This window comes from Streptomyces azureus (genome assembly GCF_001270025.1).
Taxonomy (GTDB): Bacteria; Actinomycetota; Actinomycetes; order Streptomycetales; family Streptomycetaceae; genus Streptomyces; species Streptomyces azureus.
This window is the reverse complement of record NZ_DF968383.1, coordinates 23,620-48,655: the sequence shown is the minus strand read 5'-3', so window position 1 is coordinate 48,655 and position 25,036 is coordinate 23,620. Positions and strand designations below refer to the sequence as shown.

Annotated in this window: 23 protein-coding genes and 4 pseudogenes; 11 read left to right on the top strand and 16 right to left on the bottom strand. The window is 69.3% G+C overall.

Annotated features, from left to right (window positions below; translation table 11 throughout):
• The 3 genes and pseudogenes from AOQ53_RS41920 to AOQ53_RS31755 all read right to left on the bottom strand — a co-directional run.
• Positions 1 to 332 (bottom strand): annotated as a pseudogene (locus AOQ53_RS41920) (IS5/IS1182 family transposase); the annotation flags it as partial.
• Positions 333 to 356: 24 nt separating this feature from the next.
• A complete protein-coding gene (locus AOQ53_RS31760; RefSeq protein ID WP_059422506.1) occupies positions 357 to 743 on the bottom strand; it encodes a MerR family transcriptional regulator in 387 nt (128 codons plus the stop codon).
• Between the two features lie 433 nt (positions 744 to 1,176).
• Positions 1,177 to 2,094, bottom strand: a complete 918-nt coding sequence (locus tag AOQ53_RS31755; protein WP_059422505.1) for a LysR family transcriptional regulator — start codon at positions 2,092 to 2,094, stop codon at positions 1,177 to 1,179.
• A gap of 71 nt (positions 2,095 to 2,165) precedes the next feature.
• Here AOQ53_RS31755 and AOQ53_RS31750 point away from each other — a divergent pair, with 71 nt between their 5' ends.
• Entirely contained in the window at positions 2,166 to 2,771 is a 606-nt protein-coding gene (locus AOQ53_RS31750; RefSeq protein WP_059422512.1) for a maleylpyruvate isomerase family mycothiol-dependent enzyme, read from the top strand.
• 143 nt (positions 2,772 to 2,914) lie between these two features.
• Positions 2,915 to 3,316, top strand: coding sequence for a MarR family transcriptional regulator (locus AOQ53_RS31745; RefSeq protein WP_236711883.1), 402 nt, complete (start codon positions 2,915 to 2,917; stop codon positions 3,314 to 3,316).
• A gap of 122 nt (positions 3,317 to 3,438) precedes the next feature.
• On the opposite strand, the gene AOQ53_RS31740 is transcribed toward AOQ53_RS31745, so the two are convergent.
• On the bottom strand, positions 3,439 to 4,815 hold the full coding sequence (locus tag AOQ53_RS31740) for a S41 family peptidase (protein ID WP_059422503.1): 1,377 nt from the start codon (positions 4,813 to 4,815) through the stop codon (positions 3,439 to 3,441).
• A 262-nt stretch (positions 4,816 to 5,077) separates the two neighbouring features.
• On the opposite strand from AOQ53_RS31740, the gene AOQ53_RS41915 reads away from it, so the two are divergent.
• Entirely contained in the window at positions 5,078 to 5,842 is a 765-nt protein-coding gene (locus AOQ53_RS41915; protein ID WP_330219376.1) for an ATP-dependent DNA ligase, read from the top strand.
• Here AOQ53_RS41915 and AOQ53_RS31730 read toward each other — a convergent pair.
• The 6 genes from AOQ53_RS31730 to AOQ53_RS31705 all read right to left on the bottom strand — a co-directional run bounded on the left by AOQ53_RS31730 (position 5,743) and on the right by AOQ53_RS31705 (position 11,234).
• Entirely contained in the window at positions 5,743 to 6,087 is a 345-nt protein-coding gene (locus tag AOQ53_RS31730) for a hypothetical protein (RefSeq protein ID WP_059422501.1), read from the bottom strand. The two genes, AOQ53_RS41915 and AOQ53_RS31730, sit on opposite strands and share 100 nt — an antisense overlap.
• A 295-nt stretch (positions 6,088 to 6,382) precedes the next feature.
• The gene (locus AOQ53_RS46795; RefSeq protein ID WP_408055207.1) at positions 6,383 to 6,670 is read right to left on the bottom strand and encodes a hypothetical protein; all 288 of its coding nucleotides are present in this window, start codon (positions 6,668 to 6,670) and stop codon (positions 6,383 to 6,385) included.
• Positions 6,671 to 6,876: 206 nt separating this feature from the next.
• A complete protein-coding gene (locus tag AOQ53_RS31720) occupies positions 6,877 to 7,719 on the bottom strand; it encodes a carbohydrate ABC transporter permease (protein WP_059422498.1) in 843 nt (280 codons plus the stop codon).
• A 3-nt stretch (positions 7,720 to 7,722) separates the two neighbouring features.
• Positions 7,723 to 8,730: a carbohydrate ABC transporter permease gene (locus AOQ53_RS31715; protein ID WP_059422497.1), complete on the bottom strand. Its 1,008-nt coding sequence runs from the start codon at positions 8,728 to 8,730 to the stop codon at positions 7,723 to 7,725.
• 63 nt (positions 8,731 to 8,793) lie between these two features.
• Entirely contained in the window at positions 8,794 to 10,134 is a 1,341-nt protein-coding gene (locus tag AOQ53_RS31710) for an ABC transporter substrate-binding protein (RefSeq protein ID WP_059422496.1), read from the bottom strand.
• A gap of 77 nt (positions 10,135 to 10,211) precedes the next feature.
• Entirely contained in the window at positions 10,212 to 11,234 is a 1,023-nt protein-coding gene (locus tag AOQ53_RS31705) for a LacI family DNA-binding transcriptional regulator (protein ID WP_059422495.1), read from the bottom strand.
• Positions 11,235 to 11,414: 180 nt separating this feature from the next.
• Here AOQ53_RS31705 and AOQ53_RS31700 point away from each other — a divergent pair, with 180 nt between their 5' ends.
• The 3 genes and pseudogenes from AOQ53_RS31700 to AOQ53_RS48430 form a co-directional block, all read left to right on the top strand.
• Positions 11,415 to 12,764 carry a glycoside hydrolase family protein gene (locus AOQ53_RS31700; RefSeq protein ID WP_059422493.1) on the top strand — a complete coding sequence of 450 codons (1,350 nt, stop codon included), beginning with the start codon at positions 11,415 to 11,417 and terminating at the stop codon, positions 12,762 to 12,764.
• A gap of 57 nt (positions 12,765 to 12,821) precedes the next feature.
• Positions 12,822 to 13,184 carry a family 1 glycosylhydrolase gene (locus tag AOQ53_RS31695; protein ID WP_059422492.1) on the top strand — a complete coding sequence of 121 codons (363 nt, stop codon included), beginning with the start codon at positions 12,822 to 12,824 and terminating at the stop codon, positions 13,182 to 13,184.
• Positions 13,108 to 13,532 (top strand): annotated as a pseudogene (locus AOQ53_RS48430) (transposase); the annotation flags it as partial. The gene AOQ53_RS31695 and the pseudogene AOQ53_RS48430, both read left to right, overlap by 77 nt.
• Positions 13,533 to 13,552: 20 nt before the next feature.
• Here the strand turns inward: AOQ53_RS48430 and AOQ53_RS31690 are convergent.
• Positions 13,553 to 14,746: a serine hydrolase domain-containing protein gene (locus AOQ53_RS31690; protein ID WP_059422491.1), complete on the bottom strand. Its 1,194-nt coding sequence runs from the start codon at positions 14,744 to 14,746 to the stop codon at positions 13,553 to 13,555.
• A 168-nt stretch (positions 14,747 to 14,914) separates the two neighbouring features.
• Between AOQ53_RS31690 and AOQ53_RS45310 the strand changes: the two are divergent.
• From AOQ53_RS45310 to AOQ53_RS43830, 3 genes and pseudogenes are all read left to right on the top strand, one after another.
• Positions 14,915 to 15,189 (top strand): annotated as a pseudogene (locus AOQ53_RS45310) (transposase); the annotation flags it as partial.
• A 319-nt stretch (positions 15,190 to 15,508) separates the two neighbouring features.
• Positions 15,509 to 15,871 carry a DUF1330 domain-containing protein gene (locus tag AOQ53_RS31685; protein ID WP_059422490.1) on the top strand — a complete coding sequence of 121 codons (363 nt, stop codon included), beginning with the start codon at positions 15,509 to 15,511 and terminating at the stop codon, positions 15,869 to 15,871.
• A gap of 333 nt (positions 15,872 to 16,204) precedes the next feature.
• A pseudogene (locus tag AOQ53_RS43830) lies at positions 16,205 to 16,364 on the top strand (transposase); the annotation flags it as partial.
• Between the two features lie 276 nt (positions 16,365 to 16,640).
• Here the strand turns inward: AOQ53_RS43830 and AOQ53_RS31680 are convergent.
• Together AOQ53_RS31680 and AOQ53_RS31675 are read right to left on the bottom strand one after the other, a co-directional pair.
• Entirely contained in the window at positions 16,641 to 18,287 is a 1,647-nt protein-coding gene (locus AOQ53_RS31680) for an alpha/beta hydrolase (RefSeq protein WP_059422488.1), read from the bottom strand.
• Between the two features lie 248 nt (positions 18,288 to 18,535).
• Complete coding sequence (locus AOQ53_RS31675) at positions 18,536 to 18,898, bottom strand: MerR family transcriptional regulator (protein ID WP_059422511.1); 363 nt, start codon at positions 18,896 to 18,898, stop codon at positions 18,536 to 18,538.
• 73 nt (positions 18,899 to 18,971) lie between these two features.
• Between AOQ53_RS31675 and AOQ53_RS31670 the strand changes: the two genes are divergently transcribed.
• On the top strand, positions 18,972 to 19,835 hold the full coding sequence (locus AOQ53_RS31670; protein ID WP_059422487.1) for an NAD(P)-dependent oxidoreductase: 864 nt from the start codon (positions 18,972 to 18,974) through the stop codon (positions 19,833 to 19,835).
• Positions 19,836 to 19,978: 143 nt separating this feature from the next.
• On the opposite strand, the gene AOQ53_RS31665 is transcribed toward AOQ53_RS31670, so the two are convergent.
• The 3 genes from AOQ53_RS31665 to AOQ53_RS31655 form a co-directional block, all read right to left on the bottom strand.
• On the bottom strand, positions 19,979 to 21,295 hold the full coding sequence (locus AOQ53_RS31665; RefSeq protein WP_059422486.1) for a phytase: 1,317 nt from the start codon (positions 21,293 to 21,295) through the stop codon (positions 19,979 to 19,981).
• Positions 21,296 to 22,167: 872 nt separating this feature from the next.
• Positions 22,168 to 22,644: a gluconokinase gene (locus AOQ53_RS31660; RefSeq protein WP_236711881.1), complete on the bottom strand. Its 477-nt coding sequence runs from the start codon at positions 22,642 to 22,644 to the stop codon at positions 22,168 to 22,170.
• A gap of 60 nt (positions 22,645 to 22,704) precedes the next feature.
• Positions 22,705 to 23,751 (bottom strand): glucose 1-dehydrogenase, encoded by a 1,047-nt coding sequence (locus AOQ53_RS31655; RefSeq protein WP_059422483.1) that lies wholly within the window; start codon positions 23,749 to 23,751, stop codon positions 22,705 to 22,707.
• A gap of 379 nt (positions 23,752 to 24,130) precedes the next feature.
• Here AOQ53_RS31655 and AOQ53_RS31650 point away from each other — a divergent pair, with 379 nt between their 5' ends.
• Positions 24,131 to 25,036: an NAD-dependent protein deacetylase gene (locus AOQ53_RS31650; protein ID WP_059422482.1), complete on the top strand. Its 906-nt coding sequence runs from the start codon at positions 24,131 to 24,133 to the stop codon at positions 25,034 to 25,036.

The window sequence follows — 25,036 nt, the reverse complement described above, 5'->3', positions numbered from 1 at the left end:
AGCACGTGATGCTTCGAGCCCGGCCGCGCACGGTCAACCGGACTCGGACCGACTTTTGGGCTGCTACGCCCCCGCTTCGCCGGCACATGCGAGGCATCGACGGTGACGCGGGAGAAGTCCAGGCGGTCCGCCGCCCGCAACCGGCCCAGCAGCACCCGCTGGAGCTCCTCCCACACCCCGGCCTCCTGCCACTCGGCCAGCCGCCGCCAGCACGTGGGACCAGAACCGAACCCCAACTCCTGCGGCAGGGTCAGGGCCTTCGGCCCCCCATGTGACCGCTGGACCAGTGCTCGTACCGTCTGCTCAACATCGTGCTGCTTGTTGATCTCCATGTACGGAACGTAGGAGTCTCACACTTACGTCAAGGTCAAGCGGCGGTCAGAGATCAGTACGGCGGGCTTCTCCAGGTAGGCGTCGAGTGCCGCCTGTTGAGCGCTGAGAACGGCTATACGCGCAGCGAGCCGATCGCGATATCTCTGCACCTCGTGCAGGAACTCCGCGCACACCACATCCGTGCCGACACCAGGCTCGTCAGTGAGGCTGGGCAGAAATTCCCTGATCAACCGCACGGGCAGCCCGGACTCCAGCAGCGAGCGGATGACGAGCACCCGGTCGATGGTGGACTGACAGTAGTCGCGGAACCCGTTGCTGCAACGACCAGGGACGATCAAGCCCTCATCCTCGTAGTGCCGCAACGATCGCGCACTCACGCCGCTGACTCTGGAAGCCTCACTGATCTTCATACCTGGAGGCAACGTCCAGGCGCACCGCGATCTTCCAGCACTCATCGCTATGGCGAAGTGAAGACCTGCTCAGGCGTCAACAACCTCATGCTCTGCCCTGCCCTCCGCCACCCGCGAGGTCCGGCTCGCCATCGCCCGGAAAGGGCTGCCCGGCCCCGAGCACTTCACCGTCGTCACGCAACCACTGACCGGGCCCCGCCGTCGGCGAGATCGTCACCGCCTGCCCCGAAAGCCCACGAGCGTCGACTCCACCACCCGACCGGACGCTCGTACGGGCCCGGTAGCTCCCGCCCGACAGCGTCGCCGGGAACCGTCGTACCTCGGAAATGCCGGCCTCGCGCTCGGTGACGGCGGACGACCACACGTCGCCACCCCGCGCATGCAGCGCCGCCGACTTACTGAATGCAGGGGTGGTCTGGCCATGTTCCTCCCCCTACGAGGGTTTGGCCGGTGGGAAGGCCTTTTGCATGCGGATGAGGAGGGCCTTTGCCGCCGGAGTGGTGGGGCCGTCCGTCGGCCAAGCGAGAGCGATCCGGCCGCGGAGGCGGGGGGAGGCCAGGGGAAGGGTGCGAAGGCCCAGAGCGGCTGCGGCTTCGGACGGAACCTCCGGGAGGATGGCAACCCCGAGGCCACAGGCGGCGAAGCGTGTCAGCAGGCCCGGCGCGGCGGCCTCGAAGGCGATGCGTGGCTGGAAACCGGCCTGTCGGCAGGCGCGTTCGAGTGCGCCGCGTATGCCGGTGCCGCGTGGCAGGCTGATGAGTCGGCGGTCGGCGAGCGCGGCCAGTGGGAGCGCTGTGCGGCCGGTGGGGAGGAGCAGGGGGTCCTCCGGGGTCATGGCGGCGACCAGTGGAGTGTCGATCACGACTTGGAGGCTGGTGCCCGGCGGGGGATCGTCGTCGGTGATGCCGACGATGGCGAGGTCGAGTTCGCCGCGACGCAGCGCGGTGAGCATGCGTGTTGAAGTGTCCTCGGTGAGGGAGATCTCCACCTGTGGGTGCTCGTTGTGGAAGTCGGCAAGCAAGGTGGCCAGGTCGTACTCGTCGGTGGCCGCGCCTGAGACGACGCCGATGGTGACATGTCCTCGGACCAGGCCGGTGAACTCGTCCACCGTCTGCCGCATCCCCTCGATGGCCGCAAGTGCTGCCCGCGCATAGGGAAGGACAGTCTCGCCCGCTTCGGTGGTGGTCACCCTTCGGCCGGACCGGTCCAGCAGCGGCTGCCCGAGCTCCCGCTCCAACTGCCGGACTTGAGCACTCACTCCCGATTGCGCGACATGCAGGCGAGCGGCGGCGCGGGTGAAGTTGGCTTCTTCGACCACGGTGAGGAAGTACTGCAGCTGGCGGAGTTCCATAAGCAGAGATGCTAGTTGCGAGAATTGCTGTCTCTTGGACTTCTGGCGGAGGCTCCGAGACGCTGGTGACCATGGAGACTGCAGCGGTGGATGTCCGTGCCGCGATCGCGGCCGAGCGGCGCGAATTGGCGGACATGCTGGATGGGCTGACCGATCACCAGTGGGATTCGCCGACCTTGTGCAGCGGGTGGCGGGTGCGAGAGGTCGCCGCACACATGAGCACGGGATTCAGATACTCGGTTGGCAGGACGGCGCTGGAGCTCGCCCGGGCGGGAGGCAACCTGCACCGGATGACCGACCGTATCGCGCGCCGCGACGCCGCTGCCCTCAGCCCACATGAACTCGCCACAGAACTGCGGGACAACGCCCATCATCCCTGGAGGCCGCCGGTGGGCGGCCTGGCAGCGGCACTCGGGCACGACGTCATCCACGGCTTGGACATCACCGTCGCGCTCGGGCTCGGGCGACAAGTCCCCAAGGATCGCCTGCGGATCGTGCTGGGAACCGTCAAACCGAGCACGCTCCGCTTCTTCAAGGCGAACCTCGAGGATGTCGAGCTGCGGGCCACCGACCTGGAGTGGTCGTACGGTGCGGGCACTGCGGTGGTGCGCCCCGCTCAGGAGCTTCTGCTGCTTGCGTACGGGCGCAAGCTCCCAGCGGCGCACGTGGAGGACTGATGCCGGCGCCATCCCACTCGGGATGACCGCAGTGGAGATTTGACAGTTGCCCATGACCGTAGTGAACAGGGGCGTCCGGCGATTGCGCATGGCATGGCCGCTCGGACGGCGCGCGGGCGAACCGGCTGAGAGAAGGTGGCGTGATGGAGTACTCGCACGACGACGGGGAGCTGGTGAACCAGCCGATCGGGTACTGGACGTGGGCCGCGAACAAGACGCTCACGGCGTATGTCAGGGGGCGGCTCGCGGCCATCGGAATCACACAGCCCCAGTGGTGGGTGCTGCACCAGGTGCTGCACAGCGAGACAGGTGCCACCCGGGACGAGGTGATTCGTGCCCAGCAGGCCAACCTGGACGTTGGCGCCGGCTTAGCCCCCGACATCGACCTGCTGGTGGAGCGTAGCTGCTCGTCCTGGACGGGACCGGCCGACTCCAGATCACCGACGAAGGCAGGGCACTGCACCAGCGCGCCGCCGAGACTCAGCGCGCCAGCCGGACGCATGTGCATACAGGTGTCCCGGACGAGGAATACCTCATCACCCTGAAGGTACTGCAACGCATGATGCGCAACGCAGGTGGAGATGTGTCTCCGAGCTGATGATCGACTACGCCACCTGCCGGAACGAGCAGGTCCGGGCGGGTTGCCCCCAGTCCCGCTGCTCCTGTGTCAGCTCGTGCTGCCACCGTAGTTCCGCAGGACGTTCACAGCCCTGTCGAAGGCCGAGTCCCTCTTCTTGTCGAACTGCTCTTTGGTGAAGACCGGCTCGGTGAGGTGCGGCGGAATGCCTGTGCCGTCGAAGGTCCTGCCTGACCGGGTCAGGAACTCCTCGTTCGGCAGCCAGGCCGACATGCCGTTGGGAAGCTTGCGCGGCATGACGTCCGAGAAGACGCCCTGTGTGGGCTGCCCGATCCGGACCGTCTTGCCGGGCCGGTCCATGAGGGCCTGGGTGAAGGTCTCCCCCGCGCTGAAGGTCGAGCCGCCGGTCAGCACGGCGACCGGCCCGGTGTGGCGGGGGCCCTGGGCGGGCGTGACGTACACGGGCTGGGGACGAGTGTGCCGGGTGGGGTCGGCGGGGTCGTTGCGAGCCCGCTTGGAGTAGGCGAGGTAGGGGGTGTCGGTGAGGCGCTCGGCGATGTGGATGCCAAGGGCGTCGGAGCCGCCGCCATTGATGCGCAGGTCGATGATCAGGCTCCTCAGGCGCTGGGTGCGCTCCTGGCCGAGGACCGTGTCCAGCGCCCTGTCGAGCTCGGCCAGCTGGGCGGCGTAGGAAGTCTCGTCACCCGCGTACCCGCCGAAGCCGGAGATCCGCAGATAGCCCTGCCCGCCGGGGAGGTCGGCGTAGGTGATCCGCCCGTGGGCGAAGTCCTGGAGGTTCCGGGCGTCCTTGAGGTCGCGCTCCACGATGAACTTCTTGACCTTGGTGTCCAGTTCCCCGGTGGGCACGACGGTGCCGGGGCGGACCTGGGAGAAGACGCGGTTGCCATCCTGGACGACGACGTGGGCGTCGCGGAGCGGCTCGACCATCTCGCTGAAGACGGCGTAGAGCTCATCCCTCGTCGTCCCGGTGTGCAACTGGGGGCGGTACTGATCGCGGACTTTGTGCCAGTCGATGCCCTTGGATGCGAAGAAGGGGTAGTTCTCCTCGAAGGTCTGCCAGAAGACGTCGAAGGTCGTGCGGGGGTCCTCGGCCGTCGGGCGCGCGCAGGCGTTGGGCAGCGCAGGGATGCGCCGGAGGTTCCGGCTGCCGACGGAGGCGTCCGCGCGCAGGAACGCGTGGTCGCGGTCTTCTCGGGCGCGCACGGTCAGGACCACGCCGTCGGGCGTGGTGTAGGTGCCGGGGCCGGTCCACTGCGCGGAGTCGCCTTTGAGGCAGCTCACGGCGGTGGTCTGGTACTCCTGGAAAGTTCCGTTCCGGATGGAGAGCACTGTGCCGTAGCCGTCCATGCGCCAGATTCCGTCGATGGTCGACTGTTGGGCGGTGGCGGCCGGCGTGGCTTGGCCGGCGAGGGCCAGCGCGACGGCGGTGGTCGTGACCATGCGCACGATCTTGCCTTCTCTGTGGGCGATTTGCTCGGGACAGCCCAACCATCGCCGACACGGCGTTCTCCCGGCCATCCGGCTGTCCGGTTGATCGTGGTGGGGTCAGCCCCCGCCCCCCCCACTACCGGCAGTACCCGGGGCGATCGCGTTGAGGGATCGACCAGCGCCGCCCTACTGGTGGTCTTTCGTATTCACCTGTCGCCAGTTCCCCGAGGAACCCAGCCCGCTGGTGACCGTGACTGGTGCCCGGAGGCGTATCGGCTCCATGGCCCGCCGATCTCGCTGCGGATCCGGGCGGCGGTCTTGTCGTGGTGCTTCGGGCGGCCTACAGCCGCAAACCATGCCCGAAAGATCGCCAAGTGGGGCCGAATCTCACTGTCAGGGGAGCCACGTCTCGTTGTCGAAGCCAACTGCCGCCCTGTCTCATGAGATACGTCGAATTCTGGAGACGGACGGCTGCCGTGCCCAGCTCGCCGTGTACGCGGGCGGGCGGGTTCCGCTGCGCTCAAAACGCGGCACTGAGCTGGGGCGAGCGTTCCCGGAGGTTGTGGCCGGCGCAGCGCAGCTGCCGGACGCGGGCGCGCTGGACGGCGAGCTGGTCGTGCGGAGGGAAGGGCGGCCCGCTTTCGAGCGGTTGCAGGACCGGTTGCAGCGGCGTGGTGCTGCGGCGGCCCTGGCGGTTGCCGAGTGGCCGGTCCACTTCGTCGCCTTCGATCTACTCCGGCTGTCCGGCACGAACATGACGCTCTGGCCGTACCGGTGGCACCGGGCCGCCCTGAAGTCGTTGTACGCCGTGCGGCGGCTGTCGGCACCGTGGGCACTGTGTCAGTCGACCCGGCTCCGGAGGATGCCGAGCGGCGCGAGCACCGCTCGGGAAGGCGGCGGCCTGGTATGCCGTTCCCGGACGAGCCAAGGCTCGCAGGGACATCCTCAGAGGATACGGTGGCCCATCTTCGCCGACTGTCGGTTGTGGCCCTTCGTGTCCCACCACTCCTCCAGCAGCGCATGCACCAGGTGCACGAGCTGCTGAAGCCGGTCGGGCTCCGGGGCGGGCGAGGCGAGGACGTCGGCGAAGGAGCTGTCCTCCCAGGGCAGCGCGACCGCCCAGCGTTCGTCCCGTCGCCCGGCGCGTTCCACCGTGAGTCGGTATGCCAGCACAGCGGCGCCGCCCGGACGGTGCTCCACCGCCAGATCGGTGATGCCGAAGCTCACGCTGCCGTCACCCGTCGTGTATGAACGGGCGAGCGCTTGCTCGGCCGGTGTCCGATCCACCATGGACGCTCCTCTCCTCCTCTTTGCTCATCTCAGCTCATCCGAACAGCGTTCCGGCCGCCACCGGCAACGGAGGCCCGGGCGATGGGCCCGGCCTTGGCGGAGGCCGGGCCCGCGGTGTTCACCGGGCCTTCGGCAGCGCGGTCAGGGCGATGTGCCGGCGCAGACGGTGAAGGCGTGCACCGGTTGGTACGTAACAAAGTGCACAACGTTGATCTGATGCCCAGCTGCCCCAAGAGCGGGTGCTCTCTCGGTGTCTTCGCCCAACAGGGCATAACCTGCGACGTCTGTTGTGTCTTCAGCGCGTGGCGCGGTCTGCCGCTTCTCGCGTGATGTCGGCGTAGAGGCGGAAGAGGGCCGGCCGGGCTTCGCCGTGGTCGCGTTCGGGCAGGGCCGCCCAGCACCGGGCAATGAGCTCCCGGGCCTGGGCGCTCTCCCGGTGCTGGACAAGACGACGCGACGAAGCCTGCTCGAAGGCCGACGGGTCATCCTCCAGGAGCACGCGCAGCAGCCGCTGATCCGGCGTCAGGGCGCCAAGTCCATTCAGACGCAGTGCCCCATCGAGACGCTCGTCGACCTCCGGCATGCACAACGGGCACCGAGGGCCAGTCCCGAACCCGCGTACGGCCGGGCAGGCCAACGTCACCGCGTTCGTGGTCCGCCGGCTCGTCGCGCACGGCCTGCTGACCGACCTCAGCGGCAACCCGATGGCTCGCTCCTCGACCCCGGTCCTCAGCCTCACGCCACCACGCCGGCAGCGTGGGCCGAGGCGTGCAAGTCGGCGGCTCTCGCTCAGCCCTTGACGGCGGAGCTGGCGACACCTTGGACGAACCACCGCTGGAAGAAGGCGAAGACCACCAGGACGGGCAGGACCAGGAGGACGCCGAAGGCGAGGATCTGGCCCCAGTCCGGGGGCTGCTGGCCCTGGAAGACGCTCATCTCCAGCGGCAGCGGGCGTACCGACGGGTCGGAGACCATCAGCACCGGCCACAGGAACGAGCCCCACTGGATGAGGAAGGTCAGGATCGCCACGGAGGCGAAGGCCGGCTTCGACATGGGGACGATGATCGCGAAGAAAGTGCGCCAGGGGCCCGCGCCGTCGATGCGGGCGGCTTCTTCGATGCTCGGCGGGATCGAGCGGAAGAACGTATGGAACTGGTAGACCGAGAAGGCGTTGGCGATGAACGGGAGCGCCAGGATGGGGAGGGTGTTGCGCTGGTCGTTGAACATGTAGAAGAGCGGCACGGCCACCGACTCGAACGGGACCAGCATCAGCAGCAGGATGAGCGTGAAGACGGCGTTCCGCCCCCGCCACTTCAGCCGGGACAGCCCGTAGGCGGCCATGGAGTTGACGAACAGGCCGCCGGTGACGACGACGAACGCCAGCAGCAGTGAGACGCCCATGAAGCGCCAGAAGTAGCCGGTGCTCTCGGAGTTGAGGCTGTCGAGGACGCTGGAGTAGTTGTCGAAGGACAGGTGAGTGGGGAGGAAGCCGGACAGGCCGTTCAGGACCTCGTCGGACGGCTTGAGGCTGCCCAGGAACAGGTAGATCACGGGCAGCACGAAGATGAAGGCCAGCACGCCGAGTACGGCGTAGTCCATGAAGCGGCGCAGGGGCGTAGGGGTGGTGCCCATGGGTCAGTCCTCGTTTCCGGGCCGGACGACGCGGCGCTGGATGAGCGTCAGGACGACGACGATCAGGAAGAAGACGACCGTGATCGCGGACGCCTGGCCGATGTTGTTCTGGTCGAAGGCGGTGGTGACGGCCTGGTACATCACGGTGCGGGCGGCGTCCTCGTCCAGGCCGCCGCCGCGGACGAGGACGTAGACCTGGTCGAAGACGCGGAAGGAGAGCACCGAGGTGAGCATCGCGACGAAGACGAGGGTGCCGCGGATGCCGGGCAGGGTGACGTGGCGGAACTGCTGCCAGCGGCCGGCGCGGTCGAGTTCGGCGGCCTCGTAGAGCTCACCGGGGATCTGCTGGAGGCCGGCCAAGAGGATGACCATCTGGAAGCCGACACCCTGCCAGATCGACAGCACGATGATCGAGGCCATCGCGGTGGCGCCGTCGCCGAGCCAGTCGAAGGCACCCCAGTTGCCGAAACTCACCGCGTCCAGTGCCGAATTGAGCATGCCCTGGTCACTGCGGGCCAGGATGAGGCGCCAGATCACGGCGACCAGCGCCATCGGGAAGACAACCGGCATGAAGAACAGGGACCGGAACAGGCCGATCGCCTTGAGCTTGCGGTTGAGCAGGATCGCCAGCCCGAGTGCCAGGGCCGTCTGTACCGGTACGACGACCACGGCGAAGGTCAGGTTGTTCAGCAGGGCCCGCAGGAACGGGCCGGACAGGTCCGGGTCGGTGAACAGCCGCCGGTACTGCTCCAGGCCGAAGAAGGTGGGCTCCAGCGGGGAGCCGAGGCGCACGTTGTAGAAGGACAGCACCACGGCGTAGCCGAACGGCACACCGACGAAGACGATGAGTCCGACGACGGCCGGGGCGGACATGAGCAGCCCGTGCAGCCAGTCGCGGTTCTTGCGGCCCGGCCGCGCCGATCGCGTCGGCCGCGCGGGCTTCAGGGATGTCACGGAGGGGGCCTGCTCCGGGCCGGATGGCACGGCGGGCGCGGGTTCCACGGATGTCACGGGAGGGTCCTGTTCCCGGCGGGGCGGGCGCGCGATGTGCGGGCCCGCCCCGGCCGACGGGTCCTACGGGATCTTGTAGCCGGCGTTGTCGGAAAAGTCCTGGTCGATGGCGCGGGCGGCCTTTTCCAGGGCGCTCTTGGGGTCGGCGCCGCCGTAGACGGAGTTCAGTGCCTCGCTGAACTTCGCGGTGACGGTGGGGTACCCGGCGGTCACCGGGCGGGTGACGGCGACGCAGGACTTGGTGATGTCGCTGTCGCCGCAGGGCTTGGCGAGCTGGTCGGCGAAGAGCTGGAGGGGGCCGCCCTGCTTGTAGAGGCTGCTCTTGGCGAGCGCGGTCTTGGTGGCGGGCACCGCGCCGTTGGCCGTCGTCATGGCGGTGACGTTGGTGTCGTTCAGGAGGGTGTCCAGGAACGTGCCGGCGGCCTTGGCGTTCTTGGTGTCGGCGCCGATGCCCCACGCCCAGGAGCCCTGGCCGGTCTTGGGGCCGTTGCCGAAGTCGGGCAGCGGCAGGACGACGAGGTCGTCGCCGAGGGCCTGGCTGTAGGCGGGGTACATCCAGTGGCCGACCCAGCTGAGGGCGACGCGGCCCTTGGCGAAGGCATTGCCGTCGGTGTTGGGGTCGACGTAGGTCTTCCAGGACTGGAAGGTCTTCAGGGCCGAGGCCACGGCCGGGGTGTCGAGGGCGCCTTCCGCCTTGCCGTCCTTGAGGAGGGAGCCTCCGGCGGACCAGACGATCGGGGCGAAGCCGTAGGTGCCCCACTCGTTGGCGTAGCCGCCGCTCTCCTGGAGGTCGAGGGTCTTGCCGTCGGAGTCCTTGGCCTTCAGCGCCTTGAGCGCGGCGGTGAACTCCTCGGCGGTCCAGCTGTCGGACTGGCTGGTCGGATACTTCACCCCGGCTGCGTCCAGCAGCTTCTTGTTGCCGTAGATACCGAGCCCGGAGTCGAACATGCCCAGGCCGTAGTGCTTGCCGTCGACCTCGCCCTGCGCCTTGCTCGCGTCGGTGGCGTTGTCCATGGTCTTGGCGGAGACGTAGGTGTCGATCGGGGCGAGCTTCTTGTTGTAGACGAAGTTCGCCATGGTCGGTCCGTCGAACTCCAGCACGTCCGGCAGCTCGGCGGCGTCGGTGGCGGTGATGGTCTTGGTGTAGTCGGCCTCGGGTATCAGTTTCAGGTCGACCTTGATCTTGTTCTGAGAGGAGTTGAAGGACTTCACCGCGTTCTGCAGCGCACTGGCCTCGTTCTTCTGACCCTGGTGGGCCCAGACGCTGATGGTGCCTTTGCCGCTCCCGGCCTCGGCGGAGGCATCGGTACCACTGCCCCCGCCGCAGGCGGCCAGCGCCACCAGGGGGGCCAGGGCCAGGCCCGTACAGGCGGTGCGGCGGTACTTTCTGCTGGTCGAGCTCATGGCTGTGCCTCCGTGCTGTGGCGAGGGTTCGACGGGCTGACGTGCTGTGCAGGCGTGGGGGTGTGGGGCTCAGAGAGTTATTGCGGTCCGCGGGGCCGCGGCGGGGCGGTGGTCTCGCGCAGGACGAGGCGGATGGGCATCCGAACCTGCTCGGCGGGGGGTTCGGCGTCCGGTTCGTCCAGCTGCCGCAGCAGCAGCCGGGCGGCCTCCGCGCCCTGCGCGGCGACCGGCTGGGCGACGGTGGTCAGACCGACCACGTCGGCCAGTTCGTGGTCGTCGAAACCGACGACGGACACGTCGTCCGGTACCTTCAGCCGGTGGCGGCGCAGGGCACGCAGGGCGCCCATCGCCATCTCGTCGGACTGCGCGAACACAGCCGTCGGAGGCCGGGAGACGGCCAGCAGTTCGGTCATGGCCCGTTCGCCGCCCTCGACCGTGTAGTCGCCGTCCGCCTCCAGGGCCGCGTCGTGTTCGATACCGGCGTCGGTCAGCACGTTCAGGTAGGCGTTGCGCCGATCGATGGGGGTGGTCCAGTGCAGCGGACCGCTGGACCCGCTGATCATGCCGATCCGGCGGTGGCCGAGGTTGACCAGATGCCGTACGGCGCTCTCGGTGCCGGCCCGGTCGTCGATGCCGACGACGGTGAAGCCGGGCCGGGTGCCGCCGACCGTGGTGGCCAGCGGCACCCCCAGCGAGCGCAGTGCGGCCGACTCCTCCTCGTCAGGGATGAGCAGCGACAGCACGGCGTCCACCCGCTTGCGGACCGGGAGCCTGGTGAAGAAACGCTTGCGTGTCTCCGGCGAACCAAGGTTGTACAGCAGCACGTCGTACCCGGCGGCGCTGAACACCTGCTCGGCGGAGTCCAGCACGGTGCCGAAGAACCAGCGGCCGACGTACGGGACCACGACCCCGATGGTGAAGGTGCGCCCGCTGGCCAGGCTCGCCGCGGAACGTGAGGCCGTGTAGCCGAGTTGCGCGGCAACGGCCGTGATCTGCGCCCGCACCTCCTCCGACACCCCCGGCCGACCGCGCAGCGCGCGGGACACGGTGGATGCCGAGACTCCGGCGGCGCGGGCGACATCGGTGATGCTGGCCGTCACGGCGTGTTCCTCCCGTTGATTTCACGTCGGTGTGGTCTGTGGGTGACGTGACCGTAAACCCGGCCTCCCTGTTGCACAAGCGTTTGCGTTCATATTTACTTGGGCCGATCCTCAAGAGACCCTTTTGTTATCAAGCGTCAGCGCACGCGTTTGAGCGCTGCGGAGCGACAGGAACTGTGCATGCGATACGCCCCGCCCGGCCTCTGCGTGAACGACTTCGCCCTGCTGCGGGACGGGGACGGCACGTATGCGGTGCTGCATCTGCAGGGGCCCTGGACACCGGAGTTCGACCATCTGCGGATGGAGACCTCCTACGGCCGGGCGACCTCCGCCGACCTGGTCCGCTGGGAGCCGCAGGGCACCGCCTTCGGCAACGGGCTGCCCGGCCGGTTCGACCAGCAGGCGGTGTGGACCATGCACCCCCTCCGGCACGGCGACGGAATGGCGATGTTCTACACGGGCGTCTCCGGGCTCACGCCGGGCGGCTGGCCGGTCCAGTCGGTCGGGCTGGCGTACTCCGACCGCACCGACGGCACGGCCTGGCGGCGCCACGGGACCGGGCCGGTCGCCGAGGCGGACCCGCGGTGGTACCGCACCGGTGAACGCATGGGCTGGCGCGACCCGTTCGTCGTACGCGACGACGAGTCGGACGGCTGGGTCATGGCCGTCTGCGCCAGCGACGCCTCCCTCCCGGTCGAGGTCAGCGGCTGCGTCGCCTGGGCCACCTCCGACGACCTGGAGCACTGGACCGTCCACCCACCGCTCATCTCCCCCGGCGACGTCGACGAACTGGAGTGCCCGGTCCTGGAACGCCTCGACGACGGCAGCTGGCTGCTGCTCGGGTCCATCGGCTCCACCCGCGGCTTCGAGGCATGGACCGCGCCCCGCCTGCGCGGGCCCTGGACCCGGCGCGGCCCTCTTGGCCCGACCGGCGCCTACGCTCCGCGCGTCATCGCAGCGCCCGACGGCTCCCGCGTCGTGCTGCACACCACGCCCCGTCGCGTCGGCCTCAGCGACACCGGTGACCGCTGCCGCGGCATGCTCACCCAGCCGAAACTCCTGGTCACAGCCGAGGAGGCGGCGCCCCGCCTGGAATGGTGGCCCGGCCTGGACTCCTGGCTCGGCGAGGAGACGGACGGGCCCGCCCTGCATGCGGTCGGCGACATCAGCATAACGGGGCCCGTCGAGGTCACCCTGCGGACCGCCGGTCCGGACAGCGACGGTCCCGTCCTCGCGGTGGGCTGCGACGGCAAAAACCTCTGGGCCACCGGCCCCGACGGGACCCGGCTCGGCGAGACCATACTGACCGAACCCGCCACCTCCCTGCGCATCCTCACCATCGGCGAATACGTCGAGGTCTACGCCAACGGTGTGTTCGCTCTGACCACCTTGTGCTACTCCGGTCACCCCGCTCCGTGGAGGGCCGTCGCCGAAGGACGCGTACGCACCATTCCCGTCCGCCCGATCCGGCTGCCCGACCCCCACCGTGACGACGCCTCGGCCATCTGGCCCGGCCCCTCAACTCCCTGACGGGCGAGAGCCGCATCCGCTGACCGACACCCGGCACGAGTCAGGAAAGGCCCAGCCATGAACGTCACCGCCGACGGTCTCGGCTTCCCCGACGGCTTCCTGTGGGGTGCCTCCACCGCCGCCCACCAGATCGAGGGCGACAACGTCAACAGCGACTGGTGGCACATGGACACAGCGGCGGCTCCATCGCCGAGCCCAGCGGCGACGCGGCCGACAGCTACCACCGGTTGGCGCGAGGACATGGACCTGCTCACCGAACTCGGCTTCGCCGACTACCGCTTCAGCATCGAACGGGCCCGCATCGAACCCGCACCCGGCCACTTCTCCCGGGCCGAGATCGCCCACCACAAAGCTGCACCTTGCGGTGGAGCAGCGGCAGAAGCCCATGTCGATCGTCATCACGGCGGGGCAGCGGGGTGACTCCTCGCGGTTCGAGGCCGTCCTGGGCCGGGCAGGCCGCGTGCCCGGACCCGGCGGGTCCGGGCGGACCGGGCGTACGCCTCCCCCAGGAACCGCACCCACCTGCGGCGGCGTGGCATCCGCTGCACCGTCCCGGACAAGGCGGATCAGGCCAGCAACCGCAAAAGGCGCGGATCTCAGGGCGGTCGGCCGCCGAAGCTCGACCCGGTCGGTTGCCGTGGGCGGCACGCGGTGGAATGCGGCATCAACCGTCTGAAGAGGCACCGGGCCGAGGCCACGCGGTACGACAGGTCGGCAGTCCGCCACGAGGCAACCGTCCTTGTAGCAGCCATCAACGTTTGGCTGTGACCAGCACGTTCGGTATATCCCTAGGGCGCCGAGACTTCGGCGCTCGGGCTGCGGGTGAGCAGGTCGGCGACCCGAGCGATCATCTGGCTCTCCTCGCCGTTGCGGGCGGTCGTCGGGTGGTACGCGAGCACAAAGCGGCGCCGCTGGTCACGAGTGGAGAATGCGGCGTTCTTGTAGCCGTACGTCTCGCCGGTCTTGCCCCAGAGGGTGACGCCGTTGACGGTGGCCTGTTGCAGGCCGGTGCTGTAGCGGGCCGGGGAGCCGTCCAGCATGCGCACGTCGTGCGGTGGGAGGGTGAACATCAGCTGTAGCAGCTCAGGCGGGAGTAACTCGCCGGAGAACAGCGCGGCGAGCGTCCGGTCGAGGTCATTCGTGGTGGAGATCATGTCGCCCTCGCCGCGGCAGGACGACTGGTCGTAGGTGGTGATGTCCCGGAGGCTGCCGTCGGCCATCCGCAGGTAGCCGTGCACGTGCCGACCGTGGATGCGCGGGTCGTTGCCGGCCACAACGGTGCCCGCCAGGCTCAGCGGACGCAGGATGCGGGCCGTGACGGCCTCCCCGTACGGGCGGCCGGTCACCTTGTCGATGATCAGTGCGGCCAGTACGTAGTTGATGCCGCGGTATTCCTGCCGGGTGCCCGGGGCGAACTTCAGTGGCCCGTGCGCCGCCGTCGCCACCCACTCCTGCGGCGTCCAGTGGTCGAAGCGGTGGCGGAACACCTCCTCCGCGCTGTCCGGCTCTGGGATGCCGACGTGGTCGGGCAGTCCGCTGGTGTGGTTCAGCAGGTGTGCCACGGTGACAGCCGCGAAGCGGGCTGGCAGCAGTCCCGGCAGGACGCGCCGCACAGGCGCGTCCAGGTCGACCCGGCTCTCCGCTACCAGCTGTAGCACCACGGTGGCGACGAAGACCTTGGTGATGCTGCCGATCCGGACCTTGTCACGTGCCGTCACCGGCCGCTGCGTTTTGATGTCGGCCACGCCCGAGGTGCCGCACCAGTGGCCGGTCGTGCCGCCGACTCGCAGCTGGGCCGCGGTCGACGGCGGGTGCTCCAGGTCGTCGATCGCCGCCCGCAGGGCAATGGGATCCAGTGGCGGGAGCAGTGCGGACGAGGCGTTAGCGCGGCGCGCGGGCAGCGCTGCGGTGACGGCCAGCGCGGCCGTCCCCAACAGGGTGGCGCCCGCAAAGGCTCTCCGTGACATGCGCGTCGAGGTCATGGCCCTCACACTGTCAGCGGTCGCGCACCCGAGCATCGGGGTTCATCCCGCAGCGATCCCCGATCACACCCTGACCCGTCCCGCACACGGATGGCCTTCCTGGCACCGGCACATTCGATACACGCCCAGGCCACGTCTGGTAGTTGATCTCGTGGTGGGTCGAGTGAGTTGACGGATGCGTCATGGCAGCGGAAGCGCCGCTGTTGCCGGGTGTTGATAGCCGGGGGCGGCGGCCCTGGCGGGATCACCGTCAGGTGATCGACGGGCGCCGTGGAGGCTGCGGACCGGCACCCTGACGCGACCTGCCCGGACGCTGTGGGCCCTGGCAAACCGTCTGTGAACGCTTCGCACACCGGGAGTCGGACGGACCTGGGCCAAGTTGTCGAAACACGTCCAGGTCAGAGACGGATGCGGTGGAGTGGACGGTGTCGGTCGGCTCCACCGGCGGCGCCGCAGCCGAACTGATACAGCTGACGATCCGGAAAGACGTCACTGGTCAATGCGCTACCCCGGCGGATGCGCCTTCCCCGGTCGTAGTTGTGGCTGGGACCGTACCGCTTGTGATCAGGGCAAGCGCAGCCACCGGTATCAGGACTCGCCTGCGTCGCATTTTCTCCCATGTATGACACTTCGTCACGCGCCGGCCATGGCACGTGCCCCTCGATGTGGCGGTGCGATTACCCCTGGGGTAATCGCACCGCCCAACCACACTCAACTACCTTCTGGTCACCCGCCCCCCCCCCGGAAGGAAGGAACCTCGTAGTGCCCGCATACGGCTTTGCTCATCTCCGGAGCCGCCGGAATCACTCAGACGTCATCGAGTACCTTGAGCGCATCCAGGCGACCCTCGAGCCCTTCGCAGGCCGCTTCGTCATCCACGGTTCGCCGGCGGAAGTCGTAGAGGGGACGTGGCCCGGCAGCATGGTGCTGATCGAGTTCCCCGGCCTTGCCGGCGCCCGTGCCTGGTACGACTCCCCCGCTTACCGGGCCATCCTCAGTCTGCGTACCGATCACATCGACGGCGACGTGCTGCTGATCGAGGGCGTCGGACCGAACTACGACCCGGCCGAGCGAGCTCACACGTTACGAACAGAAGCCGGCCGAGCGAGCCGGTCGACCACATAGTCCTGCAGCCCGCCTGAAGTCCTGGCGGGTCTTCCGCAAAGCCTGGTGCAGCCCGAATCGCGTGTCGTCAATCGCTGCGGCGGTCCTCACCCTGGGCGGTGACGGTCCACGGCCTCCCTGACGAGCATGGTCACCGCGCTCGCCAAGCAGCAACAGACCGACGTCACCGTCACCGATCTCAAGTCGTTGCCCGCCGCCCCCAGGTCTGCTACGGGTACAACGGCAAGAACTGCTCCATCGTGTCCTGTGCGACCGGTGAGGACGCGCCGTACGACATGACGCCGATCAACTCCGTGGTCCTCGTGCCGCAACCGACCCGATGACTCGTCAGCGGTGACCGAGCCGTTGCCGGCTCCGCCGCGGATGGGCCGCCCGGTGCGCGACCACCGCCAGTTGGACGACGGGATCCTGTGGAAGCTGTCCACCGGGGCGGGCTTGGCGGGACCTGCGCGAGTGCTACCGGCCGTGGAAGACGGTCCACGAACGTGAACGTGCCGCAATACAAGAGGCCGACGAAACGTACGGCGATCCCGTTCGCCGCGCACATCCCGGTGATGTCGGCGAGCGGGTCGTCGAACTGTTCACGGGCCGGGCGCGTCAGGTATTCACCGGCCGACCGTGGGACACACGGCCACATGGCCTGACGAACCGATTTCTTCCGACTCCGGCGCCGGCGCCGGCGCCGGCGACACACGATAGGGCGGGACCCCACCAGGAGGTCCCGCCCCGTCTTCAATGGGTCATGCGGAAACGGGCCGTGTGGCCGGGATCAGAAACGGTCCGGGGCACGCTCCGGGAGCGGAGAGCCGGGGAGTACGTCCCGCTTCTGGTTCTTCCGTGCCTCCGCGTTCGAGTCGGCCGTCGCCTCGCAGGTCACGTCCTTGGCCGGGAGCTTGCCGGTGAGCAGGTAGTCGGTCACTGTGCCGTCCGTGCACGCGTTTCCGGTCGGGTAGACACCATGGCCCTCGCCGCCGAGGACGGTGACCATTTTCGAGCCCTTCAGGTCGGCGTGCAGGGCCTGAGCGCTGGGCAGCGGGGTCTGCGAGTCCCACTCGTTCTGGACGACCAGGGAGCCGACCTTGTTGTTCACCTTGGTCGCCGGTTCCAGGGACTTGGTCCAGAACGCGCAGGGCTTGATGCTGGACGCGAAGTCACCGTAGAGCGGGTAACGGCCCTTGTCCTCGATGGCGTCCTGCCGGTAGCTCTCAGGATCACGGGACCAGGCGGCCGAGTTGTCGCCGCACACCACGGCCCAGAAGCTCGCCGTCATGTTGTCGGCCGGCACCTCGGCGGCATCGGCGGCGGCGTCTTCCGTTCCGGTCCCCTCGGATCCGGTGAACGCCGCTGCCTTCTTCGCGGAGGCGGGCTCGTCCGCCGCGGCCTTCTTCAGCTCCACGAACGCCTCGGTGGCGTACTGCGGGCTGAAGACAGCCCGGCGCATGCCGCTGCGGATGTCATCGCCGGTGACTGGCTGTCCCTCTACCTCAATGGGCTTCTCGTCGGCCTGCGCGACCAGGTCCCAGAAGGTCCGGTCGACCTCCTTCGGGGTGTCGCCGAGGCCGTATTTCTCCGAACGCTTGGCGGCCCACTCGGTCCACCGGTCGAACGCGGGCTCGGCGCCCTCCGCCCACCACTGGATCATCCCTCGCCAGGCGCGCGCCGGATCGACCGCGCTGTCCAGCACGAACCGGTCGGCCCGGCCCGGGAAGAGCTGGGTGTAGACGGCGCCCAGATAGGTGCCGTACGAGTAACCCAGGTACGAGATCTTCTTCTCACCGAGGATCGCCCGGAGCAGGTCCATGTCGCGCGCGGTGTTGCGCGTGGTGATGTGCGCGAGCGTGTTGCCCGCCTTCTCCCTGCACTTGTTCGCGACGTCGCGTGCCCAGGCGACGTCTTTGTCGAACGTCGCCTCCTTGTAGGGCCGCAGCCAGTTCTCCTCCTCCGGCTCCAGGTCGCAGGAGACCGGGCTGCTCCGTCCCACACCGCGCGGGTCGAAACCGATGAGGTCGTACTTCTGCTGTGCGGACTCGGGGAGACTCTCCCGCATTCCGAGCGGCATGTGGAGACCCTGCCCCCCGGGGCCGCCGGGGTTGGAGAGCAGGACACCGTGCCGCTTGCCGGGCGCTGTGCTCTTGATCCGGGATATGGCCAAGTCGATCCGCTTGCCACCGGGAACCCGGTAGTCCAGCGGGACCTTGATCGTGGCACACTCGAACTCTGCCGGAGAGTCGGCCTCACACCGCTTCCACCGCGGCTTCTGCTTCACATACCGTTCCAGCGCGTCCTTGGCGGCGGACGAGGATGCGGTCGACGGGGTGGCGGCCGGGGCGGCGGTGGCCGTCGAGGTGGCGAGCGCGGGAGCCAGCGTTGCCGTGACACTCACGGCTAACAGAGGCGCGAGACGTCGTCTGCGCACGATATCGATCCTTCCGGTCGCGTGTTCGGACAGGAAAGATCTTTCAGGAACCGGTCACCCATGCGGATCCCTCGCCGGGCTGGACTAACCCTCCACCCTGGGAATGACACAACAGGTGTGGGTGGTACCAGAGTTGTAGTAAACGGCTGATCCGGTAGCCGCGTGCGCCGGGCCGACCAGCTGCTGTTCTCGCCGGAGCTCGGGGCGCGTGCTCCTGGCCCGGCTCGTGAGTGGCTCGCGGTCCGTGTCTAGCCGGCCATCCGCTGCTCCGTGGCCGCCAGGTACTCCCGCAGTGTCCGGCGGGAATTGACGAGCGTGTCGATCTGCTCGTCCAGTCCGGCGATGCGCGCCCGTAGCAGGTCCAGGGTCTCCGGGCAGGGCGTCAGATCGGGGGCCGCGCCGGTGACGCACGGTTGGAGGTACCCGATCTCCTGGGTCGACAGCCCGGCGTCGAGCAGTTTCCTGATCTGGGCCACGGTCAGCACGGCGTCGTCGCCGTACTCGCGGTAGCCGTTGTCACCGCGGTCGGGTACCAGCAGGCCCTGCGCCTCGTAGTACCGCAGTTGATGCGGGTTCACCCCGGTCCGCCGGCTCAGCTCCCCGATCAGCACGCGCATTCCCCCTTGACCTTCATACCGGTGTGAATGTTGACGATTGTGCCACCGATCAGAGAAGGAGCACATGATGCGGACCAGCACACCCGTCACGGTTCTGGGCCTCGGGCTGATGGGCGGCGCCCTCGCCGGGGCGTTCTTGCGCGGGGGGCACCCGACGACCGTATGGAACCGCACGACGGCCAAGGCCGACGACCTCGTGGCTCGGGGCGCGACGCTCGCTGAGTCTCCGTCGGCCGCGCTTGCGGCCGCCCCGCTCGTGGTGGTCTGCGTATCGGACTACGACGCCGTGGCGGACGTCCTCGACGGACCGCTCGACGGCAGGGTCGTGGTGAACCTGACCTCGGGCACGCCCTCGCGCGCCCGAGCGCTCGCCGAGGAGGTGGCGCGCCGCGGCGGCGGCTACCTCGACGGCGGGATCATGGCCGTCCCGGAGACCGTCGGCACGTCCGACGCCGTGCTCGCCTACAGCGGGCCGCGACCGCTGTACGACGCCCACGAGTCCGCGCTGGCCAGTCTCGGCACGGGCCTCCACCTCGGCGACGACCCCGGACTCTCGGCGACGCACGAGATGGCCACGCTCGTCCTCATGTGGGGCATGCTCGACGGTTTCCTCAACGGCGCCGCGATCCTCGGCACGGCCGGTGTGTCCGCCACGGCGTATCTCCCCCTCGCGCAGAGGGCGATCGACACGGTGGCCGGCTGGCTGCCGGGCTACGCGCGGCAGGCCGACCACGGCACCTACCCGGCCGACGACGGCACGATCGACACCCACCTGGCGGCGATGGCGCACGTGGTCGAGGAGAGCGAGTCGCTCGGCGTCAACGCCGAGCTGCCGAGGCTCGTCAAGGCGTTGGCCGAGCGAGCGGCGGCCGCCGGTCACGGCGCCAGCGGATATGCGGCGCTGGTGGAGCAGTTCCGCCGTCGGGCCTGACGCTGTCGGGGACCTTGCTGAGCGAGCCTGCCGAAGGTGATCCACGGCGCCCCGGCGGGGCATCCCGCTCCTTCCCTGATCGGATTCCTGTTGCCGGGTGCGTGCGGCACCCGGCAGCAGTGGGTTCCTCGCACCGCAGGGGCTCACAGGTCGGCGGCGTCCACCACGTCGCCCAGATCGACGAACTTGAAGCCGGTCGCGGTGCGCTTGCCGCCCTCGCCGTCGGGGACCTCGGGGGTCTCGTGACCGTCCTGGACGACCAGCAGGCCGTTCGGGTAGCGGCTGCCGAGCGGGGCGTTCAGGACTGCGGCGCCGTCGCACTCCTCCGCCCCGTCGAGGGTCGTCGAGGCCGCGCCGACGCGGAATCCGCCTTCGTACTCGTTGTCCTCGCTCACCTCGCGGTCGTACAGGGCGAAGGTGTCGTCGCCCTGGCTGGAGGCGAGCAGGTAGCCGTCCCCGTCGGACTCCTGGAACAGGGTCAGACCCTCGACATCGGCGGACAGCCGATCACCGCCGTAGCCGGGGTCGGCGCCCGCCGCGCACTCCTCGGTCGCCTCGTCGTAGACGCCGGGGACGCCGAACTCGCGGACCTTGTCCATCAGGACCGGCTTGCCGGTGAGGTCGGCGCGGATCCGCCAGATGCCGATGTCCTCCTGGCCGGCGTAGAGCGTGCCGGTGGCAGGGTCCACCACCATGCCCTCGACTTGCGGGAGTTCACCGGGCTCCGTGCACGGGGACCAGGTGGTGCCGTTAGGGATGCGGAAGGAGGCGGGCAGGTCGAGTGTGCGGACCTTCTGGTAGGTGACGGTCCCGCTCGTGGTCGGCTTGAGCTCGATCAGCGCGAGGCGGGTCCGCTCCCGCTGGCTGACCAGGGCGTAGGTACGCCCGGTGGACTTGTCCTGCCAGGTGGCAAGGCCGTAAGCGGTGCGCTGGTCGTTGATCTCGGCCTGGTCGGTGGAGAAGACCGGGGCGGTTGCCGGGTCGGTGATGTCGGTCAGCGGGCCGCCGGGCTTCGACGGGTCGATGCGGTAGATCCGCAACCGGTCGTTGCCGCGGTCGCTGACCACGGCCACGTCGGTCCGGCCGGTGGAGGTGCGCAGACCAGTGACGAGGTCGACGTTGTTGTACCGGCCCGGGGCGTCGTCCTCGGCGGGCGGGCGGGGCGCGGGCAGCGACTGCACCAAGCGGGCGTCCAGGTCGTACACCCGCAGGCCGCCCTCCTTGGCGGTCGCGATGACGAGGCTGCGGTCGGGGTCGGCCGCATTGCGCCAGATCGCCGGATCGTCCGCGTCGGAGTTGCCGCCCGCCTCGTCGTCGTAGAGGGCGGGGGTCTCGCTGACGGGCGTGACCGTCGGCAGGCCCCCGTCGTCGGCCCCGGCCTGGGCGGGGGTCAGGAAGGCGAGCACGGCGGCGCCCAGGACGAGGACGGCGGGTCTGGACGGAATGCGGTGTGTTCTCACAAGCACTTCCTTGGGTCGAGGTCGAGGACATGCCGATCGTGCGGGGAGAACTTTGCGCGCAGGAGACCGTGATCTGTACACGTGATCACAGAAGAGACGATTGCCTGCCAACTGCCGTTCAGGGAACAACGGTACGGACACCTCGAGTGACGTCCACCGGTCCAGCAGAAGCTCCTCGACGAGGTCAACCGGCTCCTTGAGCAGCCTGGCTCGTCAGTCCGCCTGTCCGGATCACGCGCTCCCGGCTACGGCGGCGCGCCATTCACGCGGGGACATGCCGTATGCCGCACGGAAAGCCCGGCTGCTCCTGGCCCGGAACGGCCCGTCCCGGCGGGGCTGATGCGCATCGGCACGCAGGTCCGGGTCATCGCCTCCTGCCAGTACGTCACTTGCTGGTCGACCGGTACCGACGCCGTTGTCACGACCGGCGCCACCCGGCCTTTCCCCACTCCGTGGCGCCCTGCCCGATAACGGCTCCAGCCGCTGGCACTTCAGCTTCCAGAGCCGCTTCGTCTCCCTGGGCGGCGCCGACGTAACCGACTGGATCCGGCAGACCACCGGGGTATGACCCCCATCGTTCGAGGGGCGGGCCCGACCACAAGCCGGCCCGCCCTTCGGCGCGCGGCCGCCACCGTGCTGGGCCGCCGGGGATCGGGCAGCTCAACGGCCTTGTCTCGCTCCGACCGGCCGCAACCTGCGCGTCGCCGACAGCCTGAAGGCACCGTATGGCCGTACCGGTCACCGGCGGGTCGGCCACCGCTTCGCTGAGCTGCCGGATTTGCCGGGTTCCTGCCGTCGGACAGCCCGTTTGTGCCGTGCCCCTGACGGCGGTGCCGGCGTGCGTGCTGCCGCCGCTGTGCGAGGTGGACGGCTCAGGGGGAGGCGACGGCGGCATGCGCGAGGGCAGCGGTCTGCTCCGGCGTGCCGTCGATCGGGATGGCCGCGCCCGCTTCGTCCTCGCCCATCGGTTCGAGGTCGGCGAACTGGGTGCGGAGCAGGTCGGGCGGCATGAAGTGACCCCGCCTGGCAGTGATGCGTGCGGCGATCAGCTCGGGCGAGCCATCGAGGTGAAGGAAGAAGACGCGCGGCGCGGCGGAGGCCAGCCGGTCACGGTAGCGCCGCTTCAGCGCCGAGCACGTCACCACGCCTCCGCTGTCCGCATGTCCGGTCAGCCATTGTGCGATCTCGTCCAGCCAGGGGCGGCGGTCTTCGTCATCCAGAGGCCGGCCGGCCCGCATCTTCGCCACGTTGGATGCGGGGTGGAAGTCGTCCCCCTCGGCGTACGGAACACCGAGACGCTGTGCCAGCAATCGGCCCACCGTGGTTTTCCCCGAGCCGGACACGCCCATGACCACTACCAAGGGAGCAGTGTGGTGAGACATCCAGAACCTTCCCTTCGCGTCCTGTCACTAGAGCTCGACGACTACCTTGACGTCGTCCGGTCGCGGCGTGAACGCCTCCGTCGCGCGCTCCAGCGGCACCCGCCGGGTGATCACGCGCGCCAGCCACGACAGGTCGGCCGCGGCCAGCGCGTCGGCAGCCTGACGGTAGTGACGCAGGTTGGCGTTGACCGAGCCCACTACCGCGTCGTTCTGCAGCACGATCTCCCTGTTGATGGCACCCGCGTCCACGGTCATCCTGCGGCCGACGGGCGACACACCGGTAAGGCACACCACTCCGTAAGGCGCGGTGCCGGTCAGCGAGGCGAGCACGGGCTCGTTCGCGCCGGTCGCTTCGATGACGACGTCCGGGCATACGGCGGAGAGGACCTGCTCGATGTCCTTCGCGTGGTAGGTGGCGCCCAGATCCCGCACCAGGGCGGGCTTGGGCCCCTCGGTCACCCGGTCGAGCACATGCACGTCCAGTCCGCGCTGTGTGCCCAGGAGGGCGGCCAGCAGACCGATGGGCCCCGCGCCGGTCACCAGGACGCGCTGTGGCTCGAACCACGAACGGGCACCGACACGCTCCACCTGTTCCCATGCCTTCGCCACCACGGTGGTCGGCTCCATGAGCACACCGGCGCGGTCCAGATGCGGCTCCAGCTTCACCGCGTAGTCTGCCTCCACGCACCACGTCTGCGCGCCATAACCGTCGATCTCCTTGATGCCGCGTTCGGTGTAGCGGCCGTTGCGGCACATGTCGAACTCCCCGCGGGCGCAGGCCCCGCACGGCTCGGGGTCCGGGCGGCGCACCACCCCCACGACCAGATCACCGGCCGAGAAGCCGCTGGCGGGCGGCGCCTGCCGCACCCGGCCGAGGGACTCATGCCCCAGGACCAGCCACTCACGGTGCGGCGGGGCCCAGCCGTACTCACCTCGGGCGATCTCCTTGTCCGTTCCGCACACCCCCACCGCCAGGCCCTCCACCAACAGCTCGCCCGCAGCCGGGGCGGGATCAGGGACATCCCTCACCTCCAGGGAGTCCTTGGCGCCAGGCCGCACAGTCAACGCTCGCATCGCCCACCTCATCCCTCTCGTCAGGCGGCGCGCGACAGTTGCGCGCCGCTGCCTGACCGTGTGTCCCGCTCAGAGGTTTTCAGCACCGGCCGGCCGGCATGAAGGGACACGGCCGGGCCGGCTCGATCGAGGGCCGATCCGGTCTGTCGTCCGCGGCATTCGGGCCAAGGGGGGCGACGGCAGAGTCGGCTGCCGCCTACAGGAAGCCGCTTCGGGCTCCTGTCTCATCATGAAGTGGCCCGTCGGCGGTGGCCACGATCCCCTTTTCCGCCCTCCGCCCTGCCTACGTCACGGTGGGCCCTTCGAGTCGCCACAGGCGGGAGTCCGCCCGATCGGTCGTGTGGCCGCGTCAGAGGGAGCTGTTCCGTACCCTGACGGCATGCGCATGCGCCCCACCTTGAGCTGGACGCCTCCCGAGGACCTGCCGCCGGGTACCACGGATCTGGAGCCGGTCGCCGATGCGCTGAGCACCGGCGGTGTGCTGGTGCTCAGCGGAGCGGGCATCTCCACGGAGTCGGGCATTCCCGACTACCGGGGCGAGGGCGGGAGCCTCAGCCGGCACACACCGATGACCTACCAGGACTTCACCGCCAGTGCCCAGGCCCGGCGCCGGTACTGGGCGCGCAGCCATCTCGGCTGGCGCACCTTCGGCCGCGCCCGCCCCAACGCCGGGCACCGGGCCGTGGCAGCCTTCGGGCAGCACGACATGCTCTCGGGGGTCATCACCCAGAACGTCGACGGCCTGCACCAGGCCGCCGGCAGCGAGGACGTGGTGGAACTCCACGGAAGCCTGGCCCGGGTCGTCTGCCTTGCCTGCGGCGCCTTCAGCCCGCGCCGTGAACTCGCCCAGCGGCTGGAGGAGGCCAATCCGGGCTTCGAGCCCGTGGCCGCCGGAATCAACCCGGACGGTGACGCCGACCTCACCGACACACAGGTCGGAGACTTCCGCGTGGTGCCCTGCACGATCTGCGGTGGCATCCTCAAACCGGACGTGGTGTTCTTCGGCGAAGCCGTTCCGCCACGACGGGTCGAGCACTGCCGTGAGCTGGTCCGTGAGTCGACCTCGCTGCTGGTCCTCGGCTCCTCACTGACGGTGATGTCCGGGCTCCGCTTCGTCCGCCTGGCGGCCCAGGCCGGGAAGCCGGTGCTGATCGTCAACCGGGAGCCGACCAGGGGCGACCGGCACGCCTTCACCCGGGTTTCGCTCCCGCTGGGAGCAGCACTCACCACCGTGGCGGAGCGGCTGGGCATTGCCGTCGGCGGCCAGGCGGCGCTGCGGGGGTGA

Bases quoted from the DNA above. Each gene is read 5' to 3' on its own strand.
- AOQ53_RS31760 (WP_059422506.1), bottom strand. From the start codon at position 743: ATGAAGATCAGTGAGGCTTCCAGAGTCAGCGGCGTGAGTGCGCGATCG.
- AOQ53_RS31755 (WP_059422505.1), bottom strand. From the start codon at position 2,094: ATGGAACTCCGCCAGCTGCAGTACTTCCTCACCGTGGTCGAAGAAGCC.
- AOQ53_RS31750 (WP_059422512.1), top strand. From the start codon at position 2,166: ATGGAGACTGCAGCGGTGGATGTCCGTGCCGCGATCGCGGCCGAGCGG.
- AOQ53_RS31745 (WP_236711883.1), top strand. From the start codon at position 2,915: ATGGAGTACTCGCACGACGACGGGGAGCTGGTGAACCAGCCGATCGGG.
- AOQ53_RS41915 (WP_330219376.1), top strand. From the start codon at position 5,078: ATGGCCCGCCGATCTCGCTGCGGATCCGGGCGGCGGTCTTGTCGTGGT.
- AOQ53_RS31730 (WP_059422501.1), bottom strand. From the start codon at position 6,087: ATGGTGGATCGGACACCGGCCGAGCAAGCGCTCGCCCGTTCATACACG.
- AOQ53_RS46795 (WP_408055207.1), bottom strand. From the start codon at position 6,670: ATGCCGGAGGTCGACGAGCGTCTCGATGGGGCACTGCGTCTGAATGGA.
- AOQ53_RS31720 (WP_059422498.1), bottom strand. From the start codon at position 7,719: ATGGGCACCACCCCTACGCCCCTGCGCCGCTTCATGGACTACGCCGTA.
- AOQ53_RS31710 (WP_059422496.1), bottom strand. From the start codon at position 10,134: ATGAGCTCGACCAGCAGAAAGTACCGCCGCACCGCCTGTACGGGCCTG.
- AOQ53_RS31700 (WP_059422493.1), top strand. From the start codon at position 11,415: ATGCGATACGCCCCGCCCGGCCTCTGCGTGAACGACTTCGCCCTGCTG.
- AOQ53_RS31695 (WP_059422492.1), top strand. From the start codon at position 12,822: ATGAACGTCACCGCCGACGGTCTCGGCTTCCCCGACGGCTTCCTGTGG.
- AOQ53_RS31690 (WP_059422491.1), bottom strand. From the start codon at position 14,746: ATGACCTCGACGCGCATGTCACGGAGAGCCTTTGCGGGCGCCACCCTG.
- AOQ53_RS31670 (WP_059422487.1), top strand. From the start codon at position 18,972: ATGCGGACCAGCACACCCGTCACGGTTCTGGGCCTCGGGCTGATGGGC.
- AOQ53_RS31660 (WP_236711881.1), bottom strand. From the start codon at position 22,644: ATGGGCGTGTCCGGCTCGGGGAAAACCACGGTGGGCCGATTGCTGGCA.
- AOQ53_RS31655 (WP_059422483.1), bottom strand. From the start codon at position 23,751: ATGCGAGCGTTGACTGTGCGGCCTGGCGCCAAGGACTCCCTGGAGGTG.
- AOQ53_RS31650 (WP_059422482.1), top strand. From the start codon at position 24,131: ATGCGCATGCGCCCCACCTTGAGCTGGACGCCTCCCGAGGACCTGCCG.